19 protein-coding genes are annotated in these 23,887 nt (G+C 67.6%); 1 reads left to right on the top strand and 18 read right to left on the bottom strand.

The genetic code is table 11. The annotated features are described in order from the left end of the window. Nucleotides 1–59: 59 nt before the first annotated feature. The 18 genes from QE393_RS00165 to iolC all read right to left on the bottom strand — a co-directional run bounded on the left by QE393_RS00165 (nt 60) and on the right by iolC (nt 22,705). Nucleotides 60–1,013: a GlxA family transcriptional regulator gene (locus QE393_RS00165; RefSeq protein WP_273810295.1), complete on the bottom strand. Its 954-nt coding sequence runs from the start codon at nt 1,011–1,013 to the stop codon at nt 60–62. Between the two features lie 217 nt (nt 1,014–1,230). Further along, on the bottom strand, nt 1,231–2,349 hold the full coding sequence (locus QE393_RS00160) for a metallophosphoesterase (RefSeq protein WP_310041529.1): 1,119 nt from the start codon (nt 2,347–2,349) through the stop codon (nt 1,231–1,233). A gap of 98 nt (nt 2,350–2,447) precedes the next feature. Further along, nucleotides 2,448–3,740, bottom strand: coding sequence for an MFS transporter (locus QE393_RS00155; RefSeq protein ID WP_310041526.1), 1,293 nt, complete (start codon nt 3,738–3,740; stop codon nt 2,448–2,450). Then, the gene (locus QE393_RS00150) at nt 3,741–4,658 is read right to left on the bottom strand and encodes an aldo/keto reductase (protein WP_310041524.1); all 918 of its coding nucleotides are present in this window, start codon (nt 4,656–4,658) and stop codon (nt 3,741–3,743) included. A 258-nt stretch (nt 4,659–4,916) separates the two neighbouring features. Next, entirely contained in the window at nt 4,917–5,993 is a 1,077-nt protein-coding gene (gene uvsE, locus QE393_RS00145) for a UV DNA damage repair endonuclease UvsE (protein WP_310041522.1), read from the bottom strand. Between the two features lie 278 nt (nt 5,994–6,271). Then, nucleotides 6,272–7,540, bottom strand: coding sequence for a DUF445 domain-containing protein (locus tag QE393_RS00140; protein ID WP_310041520.1), 1,269 nt, complete (start codon nt 7,538–7,540; stop codon nt 6,272–6,274). A gap of 49 nt (nt 7,541–7,589) precedes the next feature. Continuing rightward, a complete protein-coding gene (locus QE393_RS00135; protein ID WP_310041518.1) occupies nt 7,590–8,699 on the bottom strand; it encodes a Gfo/Idh/MocA family oxidoreductase in 1,110 nt (369 codons plus the stop codon). Nucleotides 8,700–8,887: 188 nt separating this feature from the next. Then, complete coding sequence (locus QE393_RS00130; protein WP_133861581.1) at nt 8,888–9,913, bottom strand: ABC transporter permease; 1,026 nt, start codon at nt 9,911–9,913, stop codon at nt 8,888–8,890. A 60-nt stretch (nt 9,914–9,973) separates the two neighbouring features. Next, nucleotides 9,974–11,527 carry a sugar ABC transporter ATP-binding protein gene (locus QE393_RS00125; RefSeq protein WP_310041516.1) on the bottom strand — a complete coding sequence of 518 codons (1,554 nt, stop codon included), beginning with the start codon at nt 11,525–11,527 and terminating at the stop codon, nt 9,974–9,976. A 438-nt stretch (nt 11,528–11,965) separates the two neighbouring features. Then, nucleotides 11,966–12,892 carry a sugar ABC transporter substrate-binding protein gene (locus QE393_RS00120; protein ID WP_133861583.1) on the bottom strand — a complete coding sequence of 309 codons (927 nt, stop codon included), beginning with the start codon at nt 12,890–12,892 and terminating at the stop codon, nt 11,966–11,968. A 129-nt stretch (nt 12,893–13,021) separates the two neighbouring features. Next, nucleotides 13,022–13,192, bottom strand: coding sequence for a hypothetical protein (locus tag QE393_RS00115; RefSeq protein ID WP_273810306.1), 171 nt, complete (start codon nt 13,190–13,192; stop codon nt 13,022–13,024). Between the two features lie 111 nt (nt 13,193–13,303). Next, on the bottom strand, nt 13,304–14,398 hold the full coding sequence (locus QE393_RS00110) for a Gfo/Idh/MocA family protein (protein ID WP_273810307.1): 1,095 nt from the start codon (nt 14,396–14,398) through the stop codon (nt 13,304–13,306). A 58-nt stretch (nt 14,399–14,456) separates the two neighbouring features. Next, a complete protein-coding gene (locus QE393_RS00105) occupies nt 14,457–15,467 on the bottom strand; it encodes a Gfo/Idh/MocA family protein (protein WP_273810309.1) in 1,011 nt (336 codons plus the stop codon). A gap of 43 nt (nt 15,468–15,510) precedes the next feature. Continuing rightward, nucleotides 15,511–17,448, bottom strand: a complete 1,938-nt coding sequence (gene iolD / locus QE393_RS00100) for a 3D-(3,5/4)-trihydroxycyclohexane-1,2-dione acylhydrolase (decyclizing) (RefSeq protein WP_273810311.1) — start codon at nt 17,446–17,448, stop codon at nt 15,511–15,513. A 13-nt stretch (nt 17,449–17,461) separates the two neighbouring features. After that, nucleotides 17,462–18,961, bottom strand: a complete 1,500-nt coding sequence (locus QE393_RS00095) for a CoA-acylating methylmalonate-semialdehyde dehydrogenase (RefSeq protein ID WP_273810313.1) — start codon at nt 18,959–18,961, stop codon at nt 17,462–17,464. 51 nt (nt 18,962–19,012) lie between these two features. Next, nucleotides 19,013–19,828, bottom strand: a complete 816-nt coding sequence (gene iolB / locus QE393_RS00090; protein WP_273810315.1) for a 5-deoxy-glucuronate isomerase — start codon at nt 19,826–19,828, stop codon at nt 19,013–19,015. Nucleotides 19,829–19,839: 11 nt separating this feature from the next. Beyond that, on the bottom strand, nt 19,840–20,742 hold the full coding sequence (gene iolE, locus QE393_RS00085; protein ID WP_273810316.1) for a myo-inosose-2 dehydratase: 903 nt from the start codon (nt 20,740–20,742) through the stop codon (nt 19,840–19,842). Between the two features lie 25 nt (nt 20,743–20,767). Next, nucleotides 20,768–22,705: a 5-dehydro-2-deoxygluconokinase gene (gene iolC / locus QE393_RS00080; RefSeq protein WP_273810317.1), complete on the bottom strand. Its 1,938-nt coding sequence runs from the start codon at nt 22,703–22,705 to the stop codon at nt 20,768–20,770. A gap of 230 nt (nt 22,706–22,935) precedes the next feature. Between iolC and QE393_RS00075 the strand changes: the two genes are divergently transcribed. Continuing rightward, the gene (locus QE393_RS00075; protein WP_310041512.1) at nt 22,936–23,850 is read left to right on the top strand and encodes a MurR/RpiR family transcriptional regulator; all 915 of its coding nucleotides are present in this window, start codon (nt 22,936–22,938) and stop codon (nt 23,848–23,850) included. Nucleotides 23,851–23,887: the final 37 nt, after the last annotated feature.

Raw genomic sequence — 23,887 nt, 5'->3', positions numbered from 1 at the left:
GACGATCTACGGCCAGAAGCTGCCATCGATGGACGTGATACCGCCATCAGCCGCCGATTTCAGCTGAATTGATAGCGGTACTGCGCCGGGGTCAGGCCCAGATGGCTCTGGAAGGCAGCGCGCATGCAGCGGTCGCTGGCGAAGCCGCTGCGAAAGGCCACCGTCTTCAGCGGCAGCTCGGAGGTCTCCAGCAATCCACGGGCGTGATCGATGCGCGCCCGCAGGACGAACTCCAGCGGCGTCATGCCGGTGTCGCGCTTGAACACCCGGGCGAAGTTGCGGGTGCCCATGGTCGCCAGCTCGGCGAGCCGGCTGATCGAATAGGCCTGGTCGATGTTCGCCACGATGTGCTGCTGCACCCGGGTGATGGCGGTGGCCGCCTCGGGCTCGTCGAACAGCGGACTGAACTGGGCCTGCTTGCCCTGCCGCTGGGTCACCACCACCAGCACCTTGGCCACCTCCCGGGCGATGGCCTTGCCATGATCCTCGGCCACCAGCGCCAGCGCCAGGTCGATGCCGGCGGTGACCCCGGCCGAGCTCAGCAGCGGGCCATCGCTCAGGTAGATGTCGTCGGCGGTCACCTGGGCACGGGGAAAGCGCCGCGCCAGGCGCTCGCGATAATTCCAGTGGGTGGTCACCCGCCGGCCATCGAGCAGGCCGGCACTGCCGAGCAGAAAGGTCCCGGTGCAGACCGCCCCGTAGCGCGCGCACTGCGCGGGCACCTGCCGCAGCCAGGCCGCGACGTCCGGATGGGGCTCCAGATAGGCGCCCGGTCCGCCGGGCACCAGCAGCAGGTCATAGGCCGCGGGCGGCTGCTGGATGGTGAGTTCTGTACGTATCGTCATGCCATTGGAACAACGCAGGGTCCGCCGCCGCCCGGCAGCGATGGTCACGATGCGATAGTGGTCGGTCGCGGGCAGATAGCGATTGGCGATGGAAAACACCTCCACCGGCCCGGCGAAATCCAGCATCAGCACCTCGGGGACCAGCAGGAAAGCCACTGTCCTCGTCATGGCGATACATCCTTATCCGTGTAGCAGTTTGTCCTTGAACGCTGGGGCGTCCGGGGGAAGGTAGGGACGAGGATAAGGATCTGTCCCCTGAGGACAAGCAGTGGCAAAGGGCCATCCATCCGGCTTTTACCTTGCGCGATCAGGGCTCGAAGAGCCCAGGGGCTCTGGGTCGGGATTCCTGGCGTGCCGGATGCGGGTACCGCCGCTTTGCCCGCCGCTACCCTTTTCGCAATTTGATCAGGGTGATCTCGCTCGGCGCGCCGAATCTCAGCGGCGGGCCCCAGTAGCCGGTGCCGCGGCTGATGTAGACGGTCAACCGATCCAGGCGGTGGAGGCCGGCGACCCAGGGTTGCTGCAGGCGCACGAAGTGCATCCAGGGCCAGAACTGGCCACCGTGGGTGTGGCCGGAGAGCTGCAGGTCGGCGCCGGCGGCTGCAGCCTTGGGCGCCGAGCGCGGCTGGTGGGCCAGCAGCAGGCGGAACAGCCCTTGCGGGGCGTTGGCGAAGGCGGCCGCGGCGTCGCTGCAGTGGCTGGGCACATAGAGCGGCGCCGAGTAGTCGGTGATGCCGGCCAGCACGAAGGGCGTGCCCTGATGCTGCAGCACCCGATGCTCGTCGAGCAGCATGGTCAGGCCCTGCTCGCGCCAGGTGCGTACCCAGGCTTCGGCGCCGGAATAGTATTCGTGATTGCCGGTGATGGCGTAGGTACCCAGGCGCGCCTTGAGTTGCTGCAGCGGCAGGAATTCCTGGCGCAGTTCGGCCACGCTGCCATCCACCAGGTCGCCGGTGATGGCCACCAGGTCGGCGTCCAGACCGTTGACCCGCTCGACGATGCGCTGCAGATAGCCGGCCTTGATGGTCGGTCCGATATGCAGGTCGCTGAGCTGGACGATGCGCAGCCCGTCCAGGCCAGCGGGCAGTGCCGGCAAGGCCAGTTCCACTTCCTTGACCTTGGCGGTGCGGCGAGCGTTGTAGACGCTGCGCAGCGCCACCAGCAGCACCAGCCCCAGCACCACCCAGGCGCTGCCGGCGCGCCAGGCGGCGTCCAGTGGGTGGCCGACCAGGCTGGCGAGCGCCACCACCAGCCCGCGCAGCAGACTGAACACCGCCAGGCTGGAAAACACGCCCATGGCGATCAGCGCCGCCCAGGCCAGCAGGCGCGAGTTCATGTCCCGCGAGCGAAAGCCCAGGGGCACCAGCACGCAGGACAGGATCAGCAGGGCCCAGAGCGGCAGCTGGGCGACAGGCGACAGCCCGAGGTCACCGATGACGCCGAGGCCGATGAACAGGTGCAGGGCGAACAGGACCAGGTACATCATGGCGCGGGAGCGGAACATGGAGGGCCTTGAGGCAGGAAGAAGGCCTTACCTTAGCACCCTGCAGGGCCCCTCTCGGAGCCCCGGGTTGTTTCCGGCTACAACGATTCAGCCGGTATTCAGCGCTGCTCCGCCTCGCCGGCCTGGGCCGCCTGGTCCGCCCGGCGGCCCAGGTAGAAGCCGAGCCAGGCCCAGAGCGCTGCGCAACCGGCGCCCACCAGCGCCGGCAGCCAGGCGCCGTGGCCGAGCAGGTCCAGCAGACTCTTGGCCCAGCCGCTGGCGGCGTCACCGGCGCGATAGACCACGGTGTCGATGAAGTTCTTGGCCTTGTACTGGGTCTCGGCGTCCAGCGGCGCGAAGAGCATCTCGCGGCCCGGGCGGATGAAGGCGTATTCGCCGATCCGCCTGACGATCATCAGCCCCGCCAGCATGGCGAAGGTGGGCAGCAGCGCCAGCCCCAGGAAGCCGATACACATCAGCAGCGGCACCCCGGCCAAGAGCACCCGCACCCCGAGACGCTGAGCCAGGCGACCGGTGATCAGCACCTGGCTGGCCAGGGCGCCGGCCTGGACCACGAAGTCCAGCAGGCCGAACACCTGCACCTGGCGGGCGCGATCGCGAAACAGCTCGGCCACCAGCCGCGCCTGTTCGAAGTAGAGAAAGGTGCTGACCGTGGCCAGCAGGATGACGAAGGCGCTCACCGCCAGCAGATAGGGTGACGCTAGCACCCGGGTCAGGCCACTGAAGGGATTGCCGGCCACCGGGCGCCGCGGGCTTTCGGTCGGCGGTGCCCCTGGCCGCCCGGCGCCCCGGGTCTCGCGCCAGCCCATCAGATAGGCCTTGAGCGTGAGCGCCAGAAGCAGCAGCGCGGCGGCCAGCAGTGCCAGGCCCGCCTCGCCGACCCGGGGCGCCAGGGCGGCGGCCAGTACCGGCCCGAGCAGGCCGCCGACACTGGCCCCGGCGGCGATGAAGGCGAACAGCCGCCGCGCCTGGGCGCCGTCGAAGACATCGGCCATCAGACTCCAGGCCACCGAGACCACGAAGAGGTTGTAGACCGAGATCCAGACATAGAAGGTACGCGCCAGCCAGACGCTGTCGCCCAGGCTGGCGAAGCAGGCGGCGAAAGCCAGCAGGTTGAGGGCGAAGCAGCCGTACACCCAGTCGACGAAGCGGATCCGCGCCACCCGCGAGTTGAGCCAGGCGAACAGCGGCACGGCGATCAGCATCACCACAAAGGTGGCGGTGAACAGCCACTGCAGATTCTCCACCCCACCGGCGATGCCCATGGCCTCGCGGATCGGTCGCAGCATGAAGTAGCCGGCGAACAGGCAGAGAAACAGCGCAAAGCCGGCCAGGGCCGCGGACGACTCGCCGGCGCGGGCGTCGAGGACGCGACCGAGCCAATCCTTCATCTAGGCGAACAGCCCGGCGATGGCCTCGCGCTGGCGCGCATCCGGCAGACGACCGCGACCGGCCTGCAGGTTATCGATCATGTAGCGTGGATTGCTGGTGGCCGGGATCACCGCGGTCACGGCCGAGTCGGCGAGGATGAACTTGAGCAGCAGTTGCGCCCAGCTGGTCGCGCCCAGTTCGGCGGCCAGGGGCGGCAGCGGCTTGCCACGGGTACCGGAGAGCAGATTGCCGCGCTGGAACGGCCGGTTGATCAGCACGGCGATGCCCTGGTCGCGGCAATAGGGCAGCAGGCGCTTTTCGGCTTCGCGCTCGCCCACCGAATAGTTGAACTGCACGAAGTCGACCCTTTCCTGCTTCAGTGTGGCCAGCAGATCGTCCAGCGCCGCTTCGCGATAGTGGGTGACGCCGACATAGCGCACCTTGCCGGCCTGCTGCTGTTCGCGCAGCAGGGCCAGTTGGTTGGCGGTGTCCTGCAGGTTGTGCACCTGGACCAGGTCCAGGCGTTCGGTCTGCAGGGCCTTGAAGCTGGCGGCCAGTTGCGCCGCGCCGCGTTCGCGCCCGGTGGACGACACCTTGGTGGCGAGAAAGACCCGCTCGCGAGCCTGGGCCCGCTTCACCAGCTCGCCGGCCACCCGTTCGGAATTGCCATAGCTGGGCGCGGTGTCGATGAGGGTGCCGCCGCCGTCGAGCAACGCCTTGAGCACTTCCTGCAGCGGCGCCAGGGCGGCGGCGTTCAGCTCGACATCGAGATTGCCCGAGGTGCCCAGCCCGATGACGGGCAGGGCTTCGCCGCTGCGCGGGATCTTGCGGGTCAGCAACGGCTCGGCGGCCTGGGCGCTCTGCCACAGCCAGGGCGCGGCGGTCACGGCCGCGGCCAGGGCGGTGGTGGTCTGCAGGAAATGGCGACGGGTCGGCATGGCGGGCCTCGCGACGAGCGGATTCGGAAGGATTACCCTTGAGTTAAGCGGTTCTTCCAGCCGACCGCCCACCGGGCTCATTGCGGCATGTTGCGAGGAAGCCGCTTGCGTAGGTTGGGTTTAGCGCAGCGAAGCCCAACATTGCCCAGGGTTGGACATCCCTGTTGTGGCTAGCTCCCGTAGCGTGGACAACGGCGTAGCCTTGTCCACTAATGGCATTAGCGCACACCTGTGGAAAACGCTGCGCGGTTTTCCACGCTACGGGTTGGCGACATCCTGGCCTGCAAGAATGTCGTGATCCGCTGGCGGCAGAGTGCCGTCGCCACCCAGGTAGCGGTCGTAGAAATCCCGTACCGTGACGTTCTTGTGCTTGGCCTCGAACATGATGTCGAAGCGGTCGAGGAACTGGCAGGCGTAGCGGTTGCACCAGTCGTTCCACATCATGTCGCTGTGGGCATAGAGCAGCCGCTTGCTGATCTGCTGCAGCAGGAAGGTGATGTCGATCCGCTCGCTGGGCGAGACGCCCATTTCCATCAGGGCTTCCGGCGGCTGGGAGTAGTGCATGGCCGGTCGCACACCGCGCCAGCTGTCGATGATCCTCGCCACCCGTGGCTCCCAGGGATCGATGTAGGCCTCTTCGTGGATCCAGCAGTGGTGGATGTCCAGCACCACCGGGGCGAGATCGGTCAGTTGCAGGCAGTCGTCGACGCCGTAGGTCTTTTCATCGTTCTCGAAGGTGATGCAGTTGCGCGCCTCGCTCGAAAGACGCGGCCAGATCGCGCGAATGCCGGGCACGCCCAGGCGGCCGGCGATGTGCACATTGCACTTGAAGTCCTGAAATTTCTGGCCGTAGCCCATCAGGCGGATCATGTCGGCGTGGTATTCGAATTCCTTCAGGCTGTTCTCCACCACCTCGGGGCGATCCGAGCCGAGCACGCAGAATTGCCCGGGATGCAGCGACAGCCGCACATCGCGGCGGCGGGCCAGTTCGCCCAGCCGGCCGAAGCGATCCTCCAGCAGCGCCTGGAGCTCCTGGGAACGATAGAAGTAGGCGAATTCGGCGTGGCTGTAGAAGGGCAGCAGATCGCTGCTCAGGCGCAGCATGCGCAGATTGTCCGGCAGGTCGGCGACGTGCTCGACGAATCTCAGCTGGGCATCCAGGTTGTGGGTGACCACGTCCAGCAACTTGGCCTCGGCGGCGGCGCGCTCGACGCTGCCCAGCCAGCGCAGGGTGGTGGTGCGGGTGTTGAAGGCCCGCTCGACCTGCTCCAGCGCCTTGAGCGACAGACTGCGCTCGGGGTGACGGTACATGCAGGCAAAGCCGATTCGATACATGGGACGCTCGGGTCAGGGACTATAGGGATTAGTCCGCGCGGCGCCGCCTGGGTGCGGATGGGGTGATGGGTGGAGGGGAGCTTGGCGTCTGGCGTCCGGGTCTGCCCTCACCCCGGCCCTCTCCCAGGGGGAGAGGGGGTGGTCCGGCATGGGCCTACACCCTCAGCGCAGTAGGCAGCCAGTGGAAACGCTTTGCGGTTTTCCACGCTACGGGAGGTCAGGTGTAGGGTGGAAAACGGCGCAGCCTTTTCCACGCGTACTCCAGCTGGCCTCCCGCCCTACCCCGGCCCCAACCAGACCGTCAGCGCATGCAGCACCAGCCCCACCAGGCCGCCCACCAGGGTGCCGTTGATGCGGATGAACTGCAGGTCCTTGCCGACGCTCTGCTCCAGTTGCTGGACCAGCTCGTCGGTGTCCCAGGCGGCCACGCGGGCGGCGATGTAGTCGCCGATGCGCTGGCGGTTGCGGTCGATGAAGGGCGGCGCCACGGCCATCAGCTGCTCGTTGATCCAGCGGTGCATGGCCTCGTCGCGACTCAGGGTGTCGCCCAGCTCGGCCAGCAGGCGTCCCAGGCGCCGGCGGATGCGCGAATCCGGGGCGGCGAGATCGGCCTGCAGCCAGTTTACCAGTTCGTCCCACAGCTCCTGCAGATAACCCGCCAGCGCCGGGTGCTCCAGCAGCCGGTCGCGCAGCTGCTCGCCACGCAGACGAAAGGCCGGGTCCTCTTTGAGGCGCTCGATGAAGCCGACCAGATAGCCATCGAAGTGCCGGCGCAACTCGTGCTCGCGGTCATGGCTGATCTCGCCAATGAGGCGCGACACCGCCTGCACCACCTTGATCGCCGACCAGCGACCGACCCGCTCGTCCAGGCCCAGATACTTCAGGGTACGCAGCTCGCCGCCGATGGTGCGGGCGATCAGCGCCTGGGTGTCTTCGTCCTGCAGCAGGCGATCGATCTCCTGCAGCACCTCGTCGAGCACCGCCTGATGGCGACCGTCGGCGGTCAGCATGTCGAGCAGTTCGCCAGACAGCGCCGCCACGTCCAGGCGCTGCAGCCGCTCCACCGCTACCCGGCGGATGAAGGCCTGCACCCGCACCTCGCGCAGAGCTTCCAGGGAATAGCGGGCGACGCCGGTGGCCTGGCTGGCCACCGCGGCGGCGTTGTCCGGCTGGCGCAACCACCCGGCCAGGCGCCCGGCGGCGTCCAGTTCCTCCAGCTTGGCCAGCACCTGGGGCGTGGCAAGGAAGTGCAGGCAGATGAAGTCCGACAGCTTGCGCCCGACTCCGGCCTTGTTGCGCGGGATGATCGCGGTGTGGGGAATCGGCAGGCCCAGCGGATGGCGGAACAGCGCGGTCACCGCGAACCAGTCGGCGATGGCCCCGACCATGGCCGCCTCGGCGAAGGCGGCGGCGTAGCCCCAGGCCGGATGGCTGGCTTCGAGGGCGGTGGCCAGGCAGTAGAGCGCCGCCGCCAGGAACAGCAGCAGCAGCGCGATGAGCTTCATGCGCCGGACCGGGGTGAGGCCGTCGCCGGAGAGTGTGGTCATGGAAGAGGGACAGTCCTCGCGCGGGATGATCCCAGCATCCTACCCCAGACTAGAGTCTGACCCAGCGCTCCTCCTGGGCCGATTGCCGCGCGGCCTGGGCCAGGCGCTCCACTTCCCAGGCCTCCTGGAAGTCGACGCCGGTATGCCCGGGGTTGCCGCCCAGGGCCTCCAGCAGCGAGCGGACCTCCAGGGTCTTGAGTTCGTTGTAGCCGAGCTGGTGGCCGGGCGCCGGGCAGAAGGCGGCGTAGTCCGGCAGGTGCGGACCGGCCAGCAGGGTACGGAAACCGGCCAGGCCCGGCCGGTCGCCGACCTGGTAGAGGCGCAGTTCGTTGAGGCGCTCCTGGTCGAAGCTGAGGGTGCCGCGGGTGCCGCAGACCTCGAAGGCCAGGCGATTCTTGCGCCCGTGCTTGAGCCAGCTGGTGGTCAGGGTGCCGCGAGCGCCACTGGCGAAGCGCAGCAGCAGATGGGCCTGATCGTCGATCTCCACCGCCCGGGTGCCACCCTGATGGGGCCGCTGGCCATGGGCGGTATGCAGATCGGCGCAGAGCGCCGCCACCGGGCCGAGCAGGAAGCGCGCCAGCGACAGGATATGGCTGCCCAGATCGGCCAGGGCGCCGCCGGCCTGGCGGGTCTCGCAGCGCCAGGTGAAGGGCCCAAGGGGATCGCCCATGAAGTCTTCGCTGAATTCGCCGCTGAAGCTGACGATCTCGCCCAGTTCGCCGCCCTGGATCAGGTCGCGCGCCTGCTTGAGCATGGGATTCTGCAGGTAGTTGTAGCCGACCCGGTTGACCACCCCGGCCTGGCGCGCGGCGTCGCGCATCTGCGTCGCCTCCTCCAGGCTCACCGCCAGGGGCTTTTCGCAGTAGACCGCCTTGCCGGCCGCCAGGGCGGCCAGGGCCATGGGCGCGTGCAGCAGATTGGGGGTGGTGATGGCCACCAGCTCGACCTGGGGATCGGCGATCAGGCGCTCCCAGTCGCAGCTGCGGGTGAAGCCCCAGACGTCGGCGCAGCGGGCGGCGCGCTCCGGATCGGCATCGGCCAGGGCCACCAGCCGCGGGCGGACCGGGAGCGCGAAGCTGCTCGCCGCGTGATGGAAGGCCTGGGCGTGGGCATGCCCCATGAAGCCGGTGCCGATCAGACCGATGCCGATGTCGCGCATGTCGTTCTCCGTCAGGGTGGTAGAAAGACCCGGCAGGCCAAGCCAGTAGCCGGCCGGGTAAAAGAGTGGGTGGGTGCTGGCTCGCCCTCACCCCGGCCCTCTCCCGGAGGGAGAGGGGGAAGAGCAATCGGGTGCTGGCTCGGCCTTCACCTTTGGCCCTCTCCCGGGGAGAGGGGAAGGCGCCAGCCCTAGCGCTTGGCCTTGCGCTTGTTGCGGTACTGGTCGATGACCACGGCGACCACGATGATCAGGCCCTTGATGATGTCCTGGACGTAGGCGTCCACCCCGAGGAAGGTGAAGCCACTGGCCATGGTGCCGAGGATCAGGGCACCGATCACGGTGCCGGTGATGCGCCCTACCCCGCCCGCCAGGCTGGTGCCGCCGATCACCGCCGCGGCGATGGCGTCCAGTTCGTAGGACATGCCCATGCCCGCCTGACCAGTGGCGGCGCGGGCCGAGGCCACGACCCCGGCCAGGCCCGCCAGCAGGCCGGCGATGCTGTAGACGATGATCAGGTGCTTCTTGACGTTGATGCCGGAGATGCGCGCGGCCTGCATGTTGCCGCCGATGGCATAGGTGTACTTGCCATACTTGGTGTAGCGCAGGGCGATGTGGAAGATCACCGCCACCACCAGGAAGATGATCACCGGCATGGCCCCGGCGCCGATGGCGGTGTAGTTGTCGGACAGCATGCTGATCGGCTGACCTTCGGTGTAGTAGCGCGCCAGGCCGCGGGCCGAGACCATCATGCCGAGGGTGGCGATGAAGGGCGGGATGCCGGTGACGGCGATGATGCTGCCGTTGATGGCGCCGGCCAGCAGCCCCACCCCGAGGCCGGCCATGACCGGCACCCAGACCGGCAGGTCGGTCAGCGAGGGAAACACCGCGCGGCCGAAGTCCGAGCCCTGGGCCAGACTCGCCGCCACCATGGCCGACAGCGCCAGCACCGAGCCGGAGGAGAGGTCGATGCCGGTGGTGATGATCACCTGGGTCACGGCGATGGCCAGCAGGCCGATGATCGAGACCTGCAGGATCATCAGCACCAGGCGCTGGGAATTCATCAGGAAGCTCTGGTCGCGCAGCACCCAGCCGAAGGCCTCGAAGGCCAGGCCGATGCCCAGCAGTACCAGCAGGATGCCCAGTTCGGTGGGGATGCGGCGCCGCGGGCGCGCGCTGGGTAGCTCGGCGGTTTTCTTGTCCAGGAGGGCACTCATCTTGTTCTACCTCTTGTATGCCGGGAGCGATGGGTACGGGCCCACCGCGCGAAAGATGCGCTAGTGCAGTACGGGATTGCCCGAGGCCAGGTGCATGACCCGCTCCTGGGTGGCTTCGCCGCGATCGAGAAAGCCGGTAACGGTGCCTTCGTGCATCACCATCACCCGGTCGCTCATGCCCAGGACCTCGGGCAGTTCGGAAGAAATCATGATTACCGCCAGGCCCTCGGCGGCCAGCTTGGCGATCAGCCGGTAGATCTCGGCCTTGGCGCCGACGTCGATGCCGCGGGTGGGCTCGTCGAGGATGAGGATGCGCGGCCGGGTCATCAGCCAGCGGGCGATCAGCGCCTTCTGCTGGTTGCCGCCGGAGAGATTGGCGATGCACTGGTCCAGCGAGGGGGTCTTCACCCGCAGTTGCTGGCGCATCTCCTCGCAGAGCTGGTCGAGGCGCTGCTGCTGCACGAAGCCGCCGCTGGCGAAACCATTCAGCACCGCCACCTCCATGTTTTCCCCCACCGACAGGCAGGAAAAGATGCCGGTGTCCTTGCGGTCCTCGGTGAGCAGCGCCAGGCCCTTCTGGATCGCCAGATGAGGATCGCTCATCCGTACCGGCCGGCCGTCGATGCGGATTTCGCCCGCCGTGGCCGGGGTCACGCCGAACAGCGTCTCGGCGACATTGGTGCGCCCCGAGCCCATCAGTCCGGCGATGCCCAGCACCTCGCCGGCGCGCAGGTCGAAGGAGACGCCGGAGAACACCCCGTCCAGGCCCAGGTCGCGCACCGACAGCAGCACCTCGTCGCGCGGCGCGGTGCGCTCCGGGAACAGCTGGGTCAGTTCGCGCCCCACCATCATGGCGATCAGGCCGTCGCCGTTCATGCTGTCGGCGCGCTGCAGGCCGATGTATTGGCCGTCGCGGAACACCGCGACCTCGTCGGCGATCTGGAACACCTCGTCCATCTTGTGGGTGATGTAGACGATGCCCTTACCCTGGGCCTTGAGGTCGGCGATGATGGAAAACAGGTGCGCCACCTCGGTCTCGGTGATGGCCGAGGTGGGTTCGTCCATGATCAGCACATCGCTGTCGTAGGACACCGCCTTGGCGATCTCCACCATCTGCCGCCCGGCGATGGACAGGCTGCCCACGCTGTCTTCCGGGTCCAGGGCGATGCGCAGTCGGTCCAGCAGCGCCTGGGTCTGGCGACGCATCTTGCCGTGGTCCACCAGGTGCAGGGCATTGAGCGGTTCGCGGCCCAGCCAGATGTTCTCGGCGATGGTCATGAAGGGCATCAGGTTGAGTTCCTGGTGGATCATGGCGATCCCCGACTGCAACGCCTGCAGCGGCGTATCGAAGCGCACCGGCACCCCGCGCAGCCGCACTTCCCCGGCATCGGGCTGGTAGATGCCGGCGATGATCTTCATCAGCGTCGACTTGCCTGCGCCGTTCTCGCCCATCAGCGCCAGCACGGTGCCGGGACGCACCCGCAGTTGCACGTGGGACAGCGCCTTGACGCCGGGAAACTCCTTGGTGACGTCGACGATCTCCAGCAGGTATTCGCTGGGGGCGGCAGTGGCCGCAGGGGCAGGAGCAGCGGCAGGGGTGGCGGAACTGAGCATGATCACGATCTCCTCGCGGGCGCCGACCGGGCGGCGCGGGCCGCTGGTCAGTGAGGGGTGCTGGGCGAAGGGCTGGCCGTGACGGCGCTCGCCAGGTGCAGGCAGGTGCCCGGCGGACAGGAGATCGGAGACCCATGCAGGGACAGGGAGCGGGATGGCATGACGGCACCTTTTATTCTTGTTGAAGGGCGCGCTCGCCGGAGCGAGGCACCGCTGTACGTCTTGGCTTGACCTCGACTCTATTGGAAAATAAATTCCAGTCAATATTTTTTTGGAATTTTTTAGTGATAACGATCACCGGTTTCCAGCCCGCCCAGCACCGGTGAAAGGCCCCGGATAGACAAAACGGGCAGTCCGTTGCCGGACTGCCCGTTTGGTCTGTGAAGCCGTTCTGGCGCGGCGTCCGCCTGCCTCACGGGCAGGCGCAGGCGCCTCGGGTCATTTGGTCATGGCCTGGAATTCGGCGACGTTCTCCGGGGTGATCAGGCGGAAGGGAATCAGCACGTTCTGCTCGCCCGGGGTCTTGTTGATCATCTTCAGCGCCGCATCGAGGGCGCCTTCCGCCTGGCCCTTGGCGTCCTGGAACACCGAGACCGTCACCAGGCCACGCTTGATCGCGGCCAGGCCGTCGGGCGTACCGTCGACGCCGGTGACCAGCACGTCCTTCTTGCCGGCCTGGCGCAGGGCCATGGCCGCGCCGATGGCCATCTCGTCGTTGTTGGCGAAGATGGCGTTGAGCTCCTTGCCGGCCAGCAACCAGTTGCTGGTCAGGTCCATGGACTTGTCGCGCTGCCAGGCCGCGGTCTGCTCCTCGACGATCTTGATGCCCGGATACTTGGCCAGGACTTCCTTCACCCCGGCGGTGCGGTTGTGGGTGGAGTTGTTGGCCAGATCACCCAGCAGGATGGCCACCTGGCCCTTGCCGCCGAGCTTGTCCGCCACGTACTGCGCCTGCAGGCGGCCGGCTTCCTTGTCGTCGGAGGTCACCGCCACCACGCCCGCCGGCAGGGTGGGTTCGTCGGGTCGGCGGTTGATGTAGACGATGGGCACGCCGGCCTTGGTGGCGGCCTCGGTCAGGGTCCGGGTCGCGGCGGTGTCCACCGGATTGACGATGACCGCATCGACCTTCTGGCTGATGAAGCTCTGCACCTGGGTGAGCTGCTTGACCACGTCGTTGCGGGCGTCCTCGAATTGCAGCTGCACACCGTCGGTCTTGGCTTTCTTGGTCATGTATTCGCGCACATAGGTGAGGTAGTTGTCGTCGAACGACGACATGGTCACCCCGACCTTGAGGTCCGCCAGGGCCGCACTGCTGCCCAGCAGCAGCGACAGCGCCAGGGTGGCAAAGCGAGTTTTTTTCTGCATGGTTCAGGCTCCATTCGTGGGGTGACGATCAGCAAGGGGATCAGACGGGCGCAACGGTCAGGCGCACCTCGGGGGCCGCGCGGTCGTGAACCGGGCGGAGCCTGGGCGAACGCCGGAAAGACGCGGGAATCAGTGCGGGCGGTAGAACACCGCGGCGCCGGGCGAGGCGCAGAGCACGGCGCCGCTGCGCTCGTGGCAGAACAGCCGGCCGAGCAAGGCGAGCAGTCGGGAGGGACGCTGCACCTTGAGGCGGTGCACGGTGGCGATGGCGAGACGGAAGGAATGCGTGGAGTGGTTCATGTGACGGCACCTATTATTGTTGTCGGGGCGCACGGCCCTGGTGACTCGTTTCTGCAACTGCTCTCGACTCTATTGGAAATTTAATTCCACAACAAGAGCGAAATAGAAATTTCATTCGACACGTGAGACGGACGTCCGCACCCTCCCCTGGGCGCCTGCCCGAGTCGCTCCCGGCACCCTTGCAGAGTCCTCTAGCACCAGGCTTTCCCCCGTACGGGCACTCGCGCGCGCCGCCGCCAGGATCGCCTGGCAAGCCAGCGTCTCCCGCGCGGCGACCGGCCAGGGCGCGCCCTGGGTCAGGGTCGCCAGCCAGCCTTCGTAGAACAGATCCCAACGACCCCGTTCACTCGGCACCCGCGAGCGCTCCTCGCCCACGCTCAGCCAGCCCCAGCGCTGATGGTCCTCGGCGCCCCAGCCGCCCTTCTCGCTGCGCGGGGTTCGCCCCTGGCGCAGGGCCGCGGCCTGGCCATCCAGGCCATCGACGGTATAGACGCCCCGCTCGCCGACCACCCGCAGCCGCTGCGGACAGCTCTGCAGAGCGCTGCCCGAGAGGTGCGAGACCACCCCCGAGCGATGGCGCAGGGACAGAAAGAATTCCCGCTCCCGTGCGGGATCGCCACGGGGGAATTGCGCCTCGGCATAGACCCGTTCGACCGGCCCGAACAGCAGCAGCGCCTGGTCCACCAGCTGGCTGCCCAGTTCGAGGAGCAGGCCACCCTCGGTGCCTATACCCGCCGCGGCCAGATCAGTCAGTTGCAGACGCGATTCGAAGAGGCGTACCTGTCCCAGGCGCCTTTCACGCAGCAGCCGAGCCAGGGTGAGCAGATCCGAATCCCAGCGGCGCGGCTGATGGACGCAGAGCGGCACACCCCGCCGCTCGGCCAGCGTCACCAGGTCCTGGGCCTCTGCTAGGGTCCTGGCCAGGGGCGCCGCGCAGACCACCGGCAGGCCCTGTTGCACTGCCTCCCGCACCTGCGCCGGACGTTCGCGGAGGGGCGTGGCGATCACCAGGCTGTCCACTCCGGCGGCGATCAGGCTCGCCAGATCGGTATGGCAGGCGACACCCGGATGGTCCCTGGCCAACTCGGCGCGCTGCGTCGACGAGGCGGTCACCACCCCCACCAGCTGGGCGCCCGGGGTGCTGGCGATCAGCGGCGCGTGCAGCAGGCGCCCGATACCGTCGTAGCCGACCAGTCCGATTCTCAAGATCCGCCTCTCGTTCAGGCAAAGAATCCCCGCCTGCGTGGCAGGCGGGACGGGCGACCTAGGCGTAGAAAGCCGGCCGGCTGGGCAGGGTCACCGGCTCGATGGCGCCGCTGTCCTGCGCCTTGATGCAGGCGTCGGCGGTGACCGCGGCGATGTAGCCGTCCCAGGACGACGGCCCGGTCAGCTGGCCGGCGGCGAGGTCGTCGATGAAGGCCTGCAACTCCACGTCGTAGGCGGCGATGAATCTGTCCTTCCAGTCCATGAGGATCTCGTTGGACAGCCGCGCCTCGCTGCGCAGCTGCACCGAGGTCGGCTCCGGCAGGCGGGCGATGCCGCGCTCGCCGACGATCTCGCACTGGATGTCGTAGCCGTACTGGCAGTTGACGAAGACCTCGACGTCGATGCGCACGCCCTTGGCCGTTTCCAGCAGCACCACCTGGGGATCGCGCAGGTGCTCGCTCGCCGCCGGCGCCTTGCGCGGAAAGACCACCTGGGCGGACACGTAGTGATCGTCCAGCAGCCAGGCCAGCACATTGATCTCGTGGATCAGGGTGTCGGTGATGGCCATGTCGGTGCTGTAGTGCTCGCTCACCGTGGGATTGCGGTGGGCCGCGTGGATCATCAGCGGCGCGCCGATGCGATCGGCGTCGACCACCGCCTTGAGCTGGCGATAGCCGGCATCGTAGGGCCGCATGAAGCCCACCTGCACCAGGCGCTTGCCGTGGGCCCGCTCGGCTTCGACGATGCGCCGGCAGCCCTCGGCGGTGGTCGCCAGGGGCTTTTCGCAGAACACCGGCTTGCCGGCGGCGATGGCGGCCAGCACGTATTCCTCGTGGGTCGGACCCCAGGAGGCGACCAGCACCGCCTGAACGTCCGCCGCGGCGATCAGGGCATGGCCGTCGGCATAGACCTCCGCGGTGATGCCCAGCTCCTGGACCACCCGGGCGGCCTGTTCGGCGTTGATGTCGGTTACCGCCACCACGCGACTGCCCAGCAGGGTGTGGCTCAGGCGGCGGATGTGTTCGCGACCGATGGCGCCGGTCCCGATGACACCGATGTTCAAGGTCATGACGTCTTTCTCCGAGTTGGAATTATTGTGGAGTGAGCGGCGCTCAGTATTGGCGGGCCTGGGTGGCTTTTTCCTTGAGCACCCGGGCGACGGCGGCGATCTTCTCGCTGGTGGAGACCTCGGCGCCACCGACCCGCCACCAGGACAGGTAGCCGTGCAGCATCGTCTTGGGCAGCACCTTGATATCGATCAGGGTGGAGACCGTCTGCCGACGGGCATCGGCCAGGGCCGCTTCCAGTTCCTCCAGGGTGCGCACGCTATAGGTCTTGCAGCCGTAGGCGGCGGCGCTCATGGCGAAGTCCACCGGCACGAAGTCGCCGTCGAGCCGACCGGTCTCCGGGTTGCGATAGCGGAATTCGGTGCCGAAGCTGCCCATGCCATGGCCGACCTGCAGGTTGTTGATGCAACCGAAGGTCATGTTGTCGAGCAGCACCACATTGATCTTGCGCCGCTCCTGGATGGAGGTGGCCAGCTCCGAGTGCAGCATCTGGTAGGAACCGTCGCCCACCAGCGCATAGACCTCGCGCTCCGGTTCGGCCAGCTTCACGCCGAGGGCGGCATTGATCTCGTAGCCCATGCAGGAATAGCCGTATTCCAGGTGGTAGGTGTTGACGCCCTTGCTCTGCCAGGCGCGCTGCAGGTCACCCGGCAGGCTGCCGGCGGCGGCGACGATGATGGCGTCGTCGTCCAGCCGTTCGTTGAGGCGGCCGAGCACCTGGCTCTGGGTCAGGGACGATCCGGTCAGGCGGACGAATTCCTCCAGCACCGCGCGCGGCAGGTCGTCGTCGATCTCCGGCACGAAGTCGGCGCCGGTGTAGCCCAGCGCATAGACCCGCGCCACCTCCTGGCGATAGCGCTCGCGCGCCTCTCCCACCTGGCCGCCCCACCCGGCGCGGTAGTCGGTAGCCGCTAGCGCCTCGGTCAGGGCGTCGAGGGCTTCCCGGGCATCGGCCACCACCGCCAGGCCATCGAGCTTGCCGGCATCGAAGGCGGCCACGTTGAGGTTCAGGAACTCCACCTCGGGATGCTGGTAGAGCCACTTCGAGGAGGTGGTGAAATCGGTGTAGCGGGTACCCACGCCGATGATCAGGTCGGCCTCCCTGGCCAACAGGTTGGCGGCCAGGCAGCCGGTCTCGCCGATGCCGCCGACATTGAGTTCGTGGCTGGAAACGATGGCGCTCTTGCCGGCCTGGGTCTCGGCGAAGGGAATCTCGAAGCGCTCGGCGAAGCGCTGCAGGGCCGCGGCGGCGCCGGAGTACTTGACCCCGCCGCCACAGATCAGCAGCGGCTTGCGCTTGCGCCTGAGCAGCTGCACCGCCTCTTCGATGGCGGCGACCACCGGCGGCCGGCGATCCAGGCGGTGCACCCGCTTGGCAAAGAAGTAGTCGGGATAGTCGTAGGCTTCGCCCTGCACATCCTGGGGCAGCGCCAGGGTCACGGTGCCGGTCTCGGCTGGATCGGTCAGCACGCGCATGGCGTTGATCGCCGCGCTCATCAGCTGCTCGGGCCGGTTGATGCGATCCCAGTACTTGCTCACCGCGCGGAAGGCATCGTTGGTGCTGATCGACAGGTCGTGGAATTGCTCGATCTGCTGCAGCACCGGATCGGGCTGGCGACTGGCATAGACGTCGCCGGGCAACAGCAGCAGCGGGATGCGGTTGGCCGTGGCGGTGGCCGCGGCGGTCAGCATGTTGGCCGCGCCCGGGCCCACCGAGGAAGTGCAGGCATAGATCTGCCGGCGCAGCTTCTGCTTGGCGAAGCCGGTGGCGGCGTGGGCCATGCCCTGCTCGTTGCGCCCCTGGTGCACCACCAGCTCACCGGCGTCCTGCTCCAGGGCCTGGCCCAGGCCGAGCACGTTGCCGTGGCCGAAGATGGTGAAGACGCCGGCGACGAACCTGGTCTCGACGCCATCGACGCTGAGGTACTGGTTGTCGAGAAATTTCACCAGGGCCTGGGCCATGGTCAGACGTTGGGTGCTCATGGCTTCTCCCCGGTCACTTGGCGGTAGGCATGCTGAATTCGGCGCCCTTGGCGATGCTGTCGGGCCAGCGCTGCATCACGCTCTTGTAGCGGGTGTAGAAGCGCAGGCCTTCCTCGCCATAGGCGTGGTGATCACCGAACAGCGAGCGTTTCCAGCCACCGAAGGAATGCCAGGCCATGGGCACCGGGATGGGCACGTTGATGCCGACCATGCCGACCTTGATGGTGCGGGCGAAGGCGCGGGCGATGCCGCCGTCGCGGGTGAAGCAGGAGACGCCGTTGCCGAATTCGTGGGCGTTGATCAGTTCCACCGCGCTGGCGAAGTCCGGCACCCGCACGATGCCCAGCACCGGGCCGAAGATCTCTTCCTTATAGATGGTCATCTCCGGGGTCACGCCATCGAACAGGGTGGCGCCGACGAAGAAGCCGTTCTCGGCGCCGGGCACCTTGAAGCCCCGCCCATCCACCAGCAGCCGGGCGCCCTCCTCCACCCCTTTCGTGATGTAGCCCTCGACCTTGGCCTTGTGCTGGCCGGTCACCAGCGGGCCCATGTCGGCATCGGCCTCCACCCCGTTGCGCACCCGCAGGGCGTCGATGCGCGGCAGCAGCTTCTCGATCAGGGCATCGCCCACCTCGCCCACCGCCACGGCGATGGAGATGGCCATGCAACGCTCGCCGGCCGAACCGAAACCGGCGCCGATCAGGGCGTCGGCGGCCTGGTCCAGGTCGGCATCGGGCATCACGATCATATGGTTCTTGGCGCCACCCAGGGCCTGGACGCGCTTGCCGCGGCGGGTGCCTTCCTGGTGGATGTATTCGGCGATGGGCGTGGAGCCGACGAAGGAGATGGCCTCCACGTCCGGGTGCTGCAGCAGCGCATCCACCGCCACCTTGTCGCCCTGGACCACGTTGAACACGCCATCGGGCAAGCCGGCCTGCTTGAGCAGCTCGGCCAGCAGCAGGCTGGCGGAAGGATCGCGCTCGGAGGGCTTGAGGATGAAGGTATTGCCGGTGGCCAGCGCCATGGGAATCATCCACAGCGGCACCATCACCGGGAAGTTGAAGGGGGTGATGCCGGCGCACACGCCCAGCGGCTGGCGCAGGTTCCAGTTGTCGATGCCGCCACCGATGTTGTCGCTGTAGCTGGTCTTGGCCAGGTGCGGCGCGCCGCAGGCGAATTCCACCACCTCGATGCCGCGCGTCACCTCGCCCATGGCGTCGGACAGCACCTTGCCGTGCTCGCGGGTGATCAGCGCCGCCAGCTCCTTGTGGTGCTGGTCGAGCAGCTCCTTGAAGCGGAACAGGATGCGCGCCCGGCGCAGCGCCGACTGCTCGGACCACTCGGGAAAGGCCGCCTTGGCCGCCGCCACCGCCTGTTCCACGGTCTGCGCCGTGGCCTGGGCGACCCGCGCCTGGACCACGCCCTCGGCCGGATTGAAGACGTCGCTGAAGCGCTCGGCCTGGGTCGAGACCGCGCCGTTGATGTAGTGCCCGATGACGGGGGTGTCGCTCATGTCCTGAATCCTCATGTCCTGGGGTCGCCGCCACGGCGAATGCGAAAGGGGTTAGCGAGTCAGCAGCCACTCGTGCTGCGGATCGTTGTGGAATTTCCAGACGCGCCGGGGGCCGGCCATCACGTTTAGGTAATAGGACTCGTAGCCATAGGGCACGCTGACCGGGTGGTAGCCGCGCGGCACCAGCACCACGTCGTGGTCTTCCACCGCCATGGCCTGGTCCAGGTCGCGCTCGTCGGTGTAGACGCGCTGGAAGACGAAGCCCTGGCCCGGATCGATGCGGTGGTAGTAGGACTCCTCCAGCAGGCTCTCCGCCGGCAGGTTGTCGCGGTCATGGCGATGGGGCGGATAGCTGGAGGAATGCCCGGACGGGGTGCGCACCTCCACCACCAGCAGCGAATGGGCCGCCGCCGTGTCCGGCAGGATGTCGCAGACGTAACGGGTATTGGCGCCCTTGCCGCGGGTGGATCGCGGCATGCTCGCCGGCTCGATCAGCCGCGGCGGCAACCGGTCCTCCACCCGCGGATTGCCAGGCGAGGTGCAGACGGCGATCTCGGCGATGCCGTCGGCGGTCACCCGTGCTTCGCTGCCGGGCGGCAGGTAGGCGGCATAGGGCGAGACGTCCTCGAAGACGCTCTGGCGACCGGCCAGCCCGCGCCAGGCGAAATCGCCCAGCTGCGGATGCCCGCCTTCGATACTGGCGCCGCCGCTGAGCAGCACGATGCAGACTTCGAGGTCACCGGCCAGCACCGGCAGGGACTCCCCCGGTTGCAGGCGATGGGCGGCGAAGCCGACGTAGTCCAGGGCACCGGCTGGGACGCTGACGATGTCGCGGGCGCTACGGTCGGCTTTGACGAGCAGATTCATCGATTTCCTCCTCAGGCAGTGGCCTGCGCCACCAGCTGGCGCAGATGGTCGTAGCCCTTCTTGGCGTATTCGTAGGCCGGCGCCACGGCCGGGTCCTGCTCGGCTTCCACCACCAGCCAGCCCTGGTAGCCGGCGGCCACCAGCACCTTGAGCAGCGCCGAGAAATCGATGTCGCCATCCCCCGGCACGGTGAAGGTGCCGTTGAGGATGCAGTCCGGGAAGCTCCACTGGTTGTTGCGCGCCAGTTGCACCACGTCCTTGCGCACGTCCTTGAAGTGCACGTGGCAAACCCGGTCGATATGTTGCTGCAGCACGCTGAGGGGATCGCCACCGCCCATGTAGCAATGACCGGCATCGAACAGCAGGCCGACGTCCGGCGAGGTCAGCGCCATCAGCCGGGCGATGTCCTCGGGCGCTTCCACATAGGCGCCCATGTGGTGGTGATAGGCCAGCCGCAGGCCCTGGCTCAGGGTGAAGGCGGCCAGGCGGTCGAGCTTTTCGGCATAGGCCTGCCAGGCGGCGTCGCTGTGGAAGCGTGGCCGCTCGATCAGCGGCCGGCGCTGCCCCTGGATGGAACCGGCCACCTCGCCATAGACCAGCACCTGGGCGCCGTTCTCGGCCAGCAGCCGGCAGTGCGGACGGATCGCCTCGATCTCGGCGTCCACGTCACGGTGCGCCAAGCCGCTGGAATACCAGCCGGACACCAGCTCCAGGCCATGCTGGCCGAGCACCTCGCCCAGCGCCTTGGGCTCGCTGGGAAACTTGCCACCCAGCTCGAAGCCCTGGAAGCCGATTTCCTTGCCCTCGCGCAGGATGGTTTCCAGCGGGGTGTCGCCGCCCAGGGCCGGCAGGTCGTCGTTGGCCCAGGAAATGGGATTGATGCCGATCTTGAGTCGTTGTTCTTGTGCGGTCATGTCAGCCTTGCTCGTCAGGAGGCGATCAGGCGCGGGCGTCGCGCCAGGCCTGGATCAGGAATTCGAAGTTGCTGCGGATCTGCGCGATCAGCGTGCGGTCGTCGATCTCGCCGGCCAGCCAGGCCCGGCTCGGCTGGGCGAAGATGGTCCGGCCCACGGCGAAGCCCTGGCAGCGCTGGCTGGCACTGGCCTGACGGAAGCCCTCGGCCAGTTCCTCGGCCGGGGCATTGAGGCCCAGTACCACCACGCCCTGGCAATGGGGATCGCGTTCGCCGATCAGGGTGTCGAGTTGCTGCCAGACGGCGGCCGGCTGCGCCTCGATCTTCCACCACTCGGGATAGATACCCAGGTTGTACAGGCGCTTGATGGCGCGATAGAGCACGTCCGGCCGGCTGGAGGCATGGTTCTTCGGCGGGATGACCTCCAGCAGCAGTTCATGACCACTGGCCTGGGCCGCCTGGTACAGCCCCTTGAGCTGGGCCTCCTGCTCCAGCCGCAGCAGCGGCTCGTCGTCGGGATGGAATTGCACCAGGCACTTGATGATCTGCTCGCCCGGCCAACTCAGCAGGGTGCTGCCTACCGAGCGGCCGTGCTCGAAGGCCAGCGGCCGCGAATTCTGCAGCTCCACCGGTCGGGCGATCCACCAGCCGCGGCCGGTGGCGGCATTCAGGGCATCCTGGCCGAAGCGCTCGTCGGCCAGCAGCCCGACATCCGCCGCCACGCCCTGACGCGCCAGATCCTGCTCGACTTCGGCGATGGCCTGGACGAACAGCTGCTTGAGCGCCGGAATGCGCGCCGGATCGGCCCCCACCTGCTGGGCGCTTTCCACCAGCTGGTAGCGGTGGTCGAAGGCGAAGATGAACAGTTGCTGCCACTGGCGGCGCCGCGTGCTGACCCGGTGCAGCCGGGTCAGCACCAGGTCCAGGTCGGGCCGCGTGATGGGCACCGGGCTCTTGTTGAGGTAGTCCAGCTCGGCCAGGGTCGGCATGGCCGGGGCGCAGCCATGGCGTGACACCACCAGCCCACCGCAGGCATTGGCCAGCCGGCAGCACTCGGCATCGTCGCCACCGGTGAGCCAGCCGCGCAGGAAGCCGGACATGAAGGCATCGCCGGCACCCAGCACATTGAGCACCTCGACGCGGATACCGCGATGGATCTCGCCGTCCTCCAGCCGCGCCGGGATGGCGCCGTGGATGACGGTACAACCCTGGGCGCCGAGCTTGACCACCAGGGTCGCCGCGGTCACCTCGCGCACCCGGCGCAGTGCGGTGAGCAGGTCTTCGCTGCCCCCGGCGATCTGGAATTCCTCCTCGGTGCCCACCACCAGGTCGAAGCGCGGCAGGATGCGTTGCACATGGGCGCTGACCTCGGCACTGGCGATGAAGCGGGTCTCGCCATCGGCCTTGCCGGTCAGGCCCCAGAGCACCGGGCGATAGTCGATGTCCAGCACCCGCTTCACGCCGTTGCGCTCGGCGTAGTCCAGCGCCCGGCTGCTGGCCTGGAACACCCCCTCGGTGGAGAAGTGGGTACCGGTGATCAACAGTGCCTTGCTGCTGGCGATGAAGGCCTCGTCGATGTCGTCCACGCCCAGCGCCATGTCGGCGCAATTCTCGCGATAGAACACCAGGGGAAAGGTCTCGCGGTCCTTGATGCCCAGCAGCACCAGGGCGGTGAGGCGCTCGCGATCCACCTGGATGCCGCGGGTGTCGCAGCCTTCCTGCGCCAGCGTCCGGGTCAGGAAGCGGCCCATGTGGTCGTCGCCCACCCGGGTCAGCATCGCCGACTTCAGCCCCAGGCGCGCGGTGCCGAAGGCGATGTTGGCGGAGGATCCCCCGAGGTACTTGGCGAAGCTGCTGACGTCTTCCAGCGGCGCCCCGATCTGCTGCGCATAGAGGTCGACGCCCAGTCGCCCCAGGCAAATGACGTCCAACGGGCGCCCGCTGGCGAAGAAATGATCACCCATGGGTGGCTCCTGCTTATTGTTATCGGCCAACCGCGCGGACCCGAGGGGCCGAACGTGTGAGTGAGCTCAGGCTAGAACGACGCCGCGGACAAATCAACAAATTTTCCACATGAGATTTTATGGAATTTAATTTCCATAACTGGCGTACACTGGTCCTGCCGCCCCACTTCGACGCCGCCCGGCGAATGGGTTAAGTTGCCGGCACGAGAATCCCTACCGCGAGATTGCCCATGTCCTCCGACTCCCCGGCCGATGACCCCCTCAGCAGCGCGCCGCTGGCCGATCCGCCCGGCAACGTCGAGCAGTTGCTGGCCTGCATCGCCCGTGACTACGAGGCGCTGCCGCGCCAGCTGAAACGGGTGGCCGCCTATGTCAGCCAGCAGAGCGACAGGGTCATGGTCGATCGCATCAGCGACATCGCCGGGCAGTGCGAGGTGCATCCCTCGGCCATCGTTCGCTTCTCCCAGCGCTTCGGCTTCAAGGGCTTCAGCGAGATGCAGGCGCTGTTTCGCGAGGCCTACACCCACAAGACCACGCCGGTACAGAACTACCAGCAGCGCATCCGCAGCATGATCGCCAACAAGAGCCAGCGCGCCAGCAGCGGCGATCTGGCCCGCGAGTGCATCAACGCCACCCGTTCGGGCCTGGATCGACTCGCCGAGGAACTGGACGACGCCGCCTTCGATAAGGCCGTCGACCTGCTGGTGAACGCCGAGAACATCTATGTGGTGGGGGTGCGGCGCTCCTTCGCCGTGGCCGACTACCTGGTCTACAACCTGCAGCACACCAACAAGCGCATCCACCTCATCACCGGGCTGGGCGGCGGCTATCGCGAGCAGATGCGCAGCATCGCCCAGGGCGACCTGCTGATCGCCATCAGCTTCAGCCCCTACGGCAAGGAAAGTCAGCAGTGCGTGCGCATCGCCCAGCACCACAGGGCCAAGACGCTGATCATCACCGACAGCAATCTCTCGCCCCTGGCCAAGCGCGCCGATGCCCTGCTGCTGGTCAACGAAGGCAGTGCCTTCGCCTTCCGTTCGCTGAGCGCCACCCTCTGCCTGTGCCAGGCGTTGTTCCTGGCCCTGGGCTATCGCCTGGAGCTGAAGATGGACGAGATCCAGCTGCCGCTGGACGAGGACGACTAGCCGAACCGGCCCCGGCCGGGCCGCGCAAACGCTTGAT

Origin of the sequence: Pseudomonas sp. SORGH_AS_0211, from assembly GCF_031453455.1 — a bacterium.
In the GTDB taxonomy this organism is placed as follows: Bacteria; Pseudomonadota; Gammaproteobacteria; order Pseudomonadales; family Pseudomonadaceae; genus Chryseomonas; species Chryseomonas aestiva.
This window is presented reverse-complemented; position numbering and strand designations above follow the sequence as displayed.

What these genes read in the sequence shown, in the direction of transcription:
- QE393_RS00165 (WP_273810295.1), bottom strand. Translation starts at nt 1,013, where the DNA reads ATGACGAGGACAGTGGCTTTCCTGCTGGTCCCCGAGGTGCTGATGCTG.
- QE393_RS00160 (WP_310041529.1), bottom strand. Translation starts at nt 2,349, where the DNA reads ATGTTCCGCTCCCGCGCCATGATGTACCTGGTCCTGTTCGCCCTGCAC.
- QE393_RS00155 (WP_310041526.1), bottom strand. Translation starts at nt 3,740, where the DNA reads ATGAAGGATTGGCTCGGTCGCGTCCTCGACGCCCGCGCCGGCGAGTCG.
- QE393_RS00150 (WP_310041524.1), bottom strand. Translation starts at nt 4,658, where the DNA reads ATGCCGACCCGTCGCCATTTCCTGCAGACCACCACCGCCCTGGCCGCG.
- uvsE (WP_310041522.1), bottom strand. Translation starts at nt 5,993, where the DNA reads ATGTATCGAATCGGCTTTGCCTGCATGTACCGTCACCCCGAGCGCAGT.
- QE393_RS00140 (WP_310041520.1), bottom strand. Translation starts at nt 7,540, where the DNA reads ATGACCACACTCTCCGGCGACGGCCTCACCCCGGTCCGGCGCATGAAG.
- QE393_RS00135 (WP_310041518.1), bottom strand. Translation starts at nt 8,699, where the DNA reads ATGCGCGACATCGGCATCGGTCTGATCGGCACCGGCTTCATGGGGCAT.
- QE393_RS00130 (WP_133861581.1), bottom strand. Translation starts at nt 9,913, where the DNA reads ATGAGTGCCCTCCTGGACAAGAAAACCGCCGAGCTACCCAGCGCGCGC.
- QE393_RS00125 (WP_310041516.1), bottom strand. Translation starts at nt 11,527, where the DNA reads ATGCTCAGTTCCGCCACCCCTGCCGCTGCTCCTGCCCCTGCGGCCACT.
- QE393_RS00120 (WP_133861583.1), bottom strand. Translation starts at nt 12,892, where the DNA reads ATGCAGAAAAAAACTCGCTTTGCCACCCTGGCGCTGTCGCTGCTGCTG.
- QE393_RS00115 (WP_273810306.1), bottom strand. Translation starts at nt 13,192, where the DNA reads ATGAACCACTCCACGCATTCCTTCCGTCTCGCCATCGCCACCGTGCAC.
- QE393_RS00105 (WP_273810309.1), bottom strand. Translation starts at nt 15,467, where the DNA reads ATGACCTTGAACATCGGTGTCATCGGGACCGGCGCCATCGGTCGCGAA.
- iolD (WP_273810311.1), bottom strand. Translation starts at nt 17,448, where the DNA reads ATGAGCACCCAACGTCTGACCATGGCCCAGGCCCTGGTGAAATTTCTC.
- QE393_RS00095 (WP_273810313.1), bottom strand. Translation starts at nt 18,961, where the DNA reads ATGAGCGACACCCCCGTCATCGGGCACTACATCAACGGCGCGGTCTCG.
- iolB (WP_273810315.1), bottom strand. Translation starts at nt 19,828, where the DNA reads ATGAATCTGCTCGTCAAAGCCGACCGTAGCGCCCGCGACATCGTCAGC.
- iolE (WP_273810316.1), bottom strand. Translation starts at nt 20,742, where the DNA reads ATGACCGCACAAGAACAACGACTCAAGATCGGCATCAATCCCATTTCC.
- iolC (WP_273810317.1), bottom strand. Translation starts at nt 22,705, where the DNA reads ATGGGTGATCATTTCTTCGCCAGCGGGCGCCCGTTGGACGTCATTTGC.
- QE393_RS00075 (WP_310041512.1), top strand. Translation starts at nt 22,936, where the DNA reads ATGTCCTCCGACTCCCCGGCCGATGACCCCCTCAGCAGCGCGCCGCTG.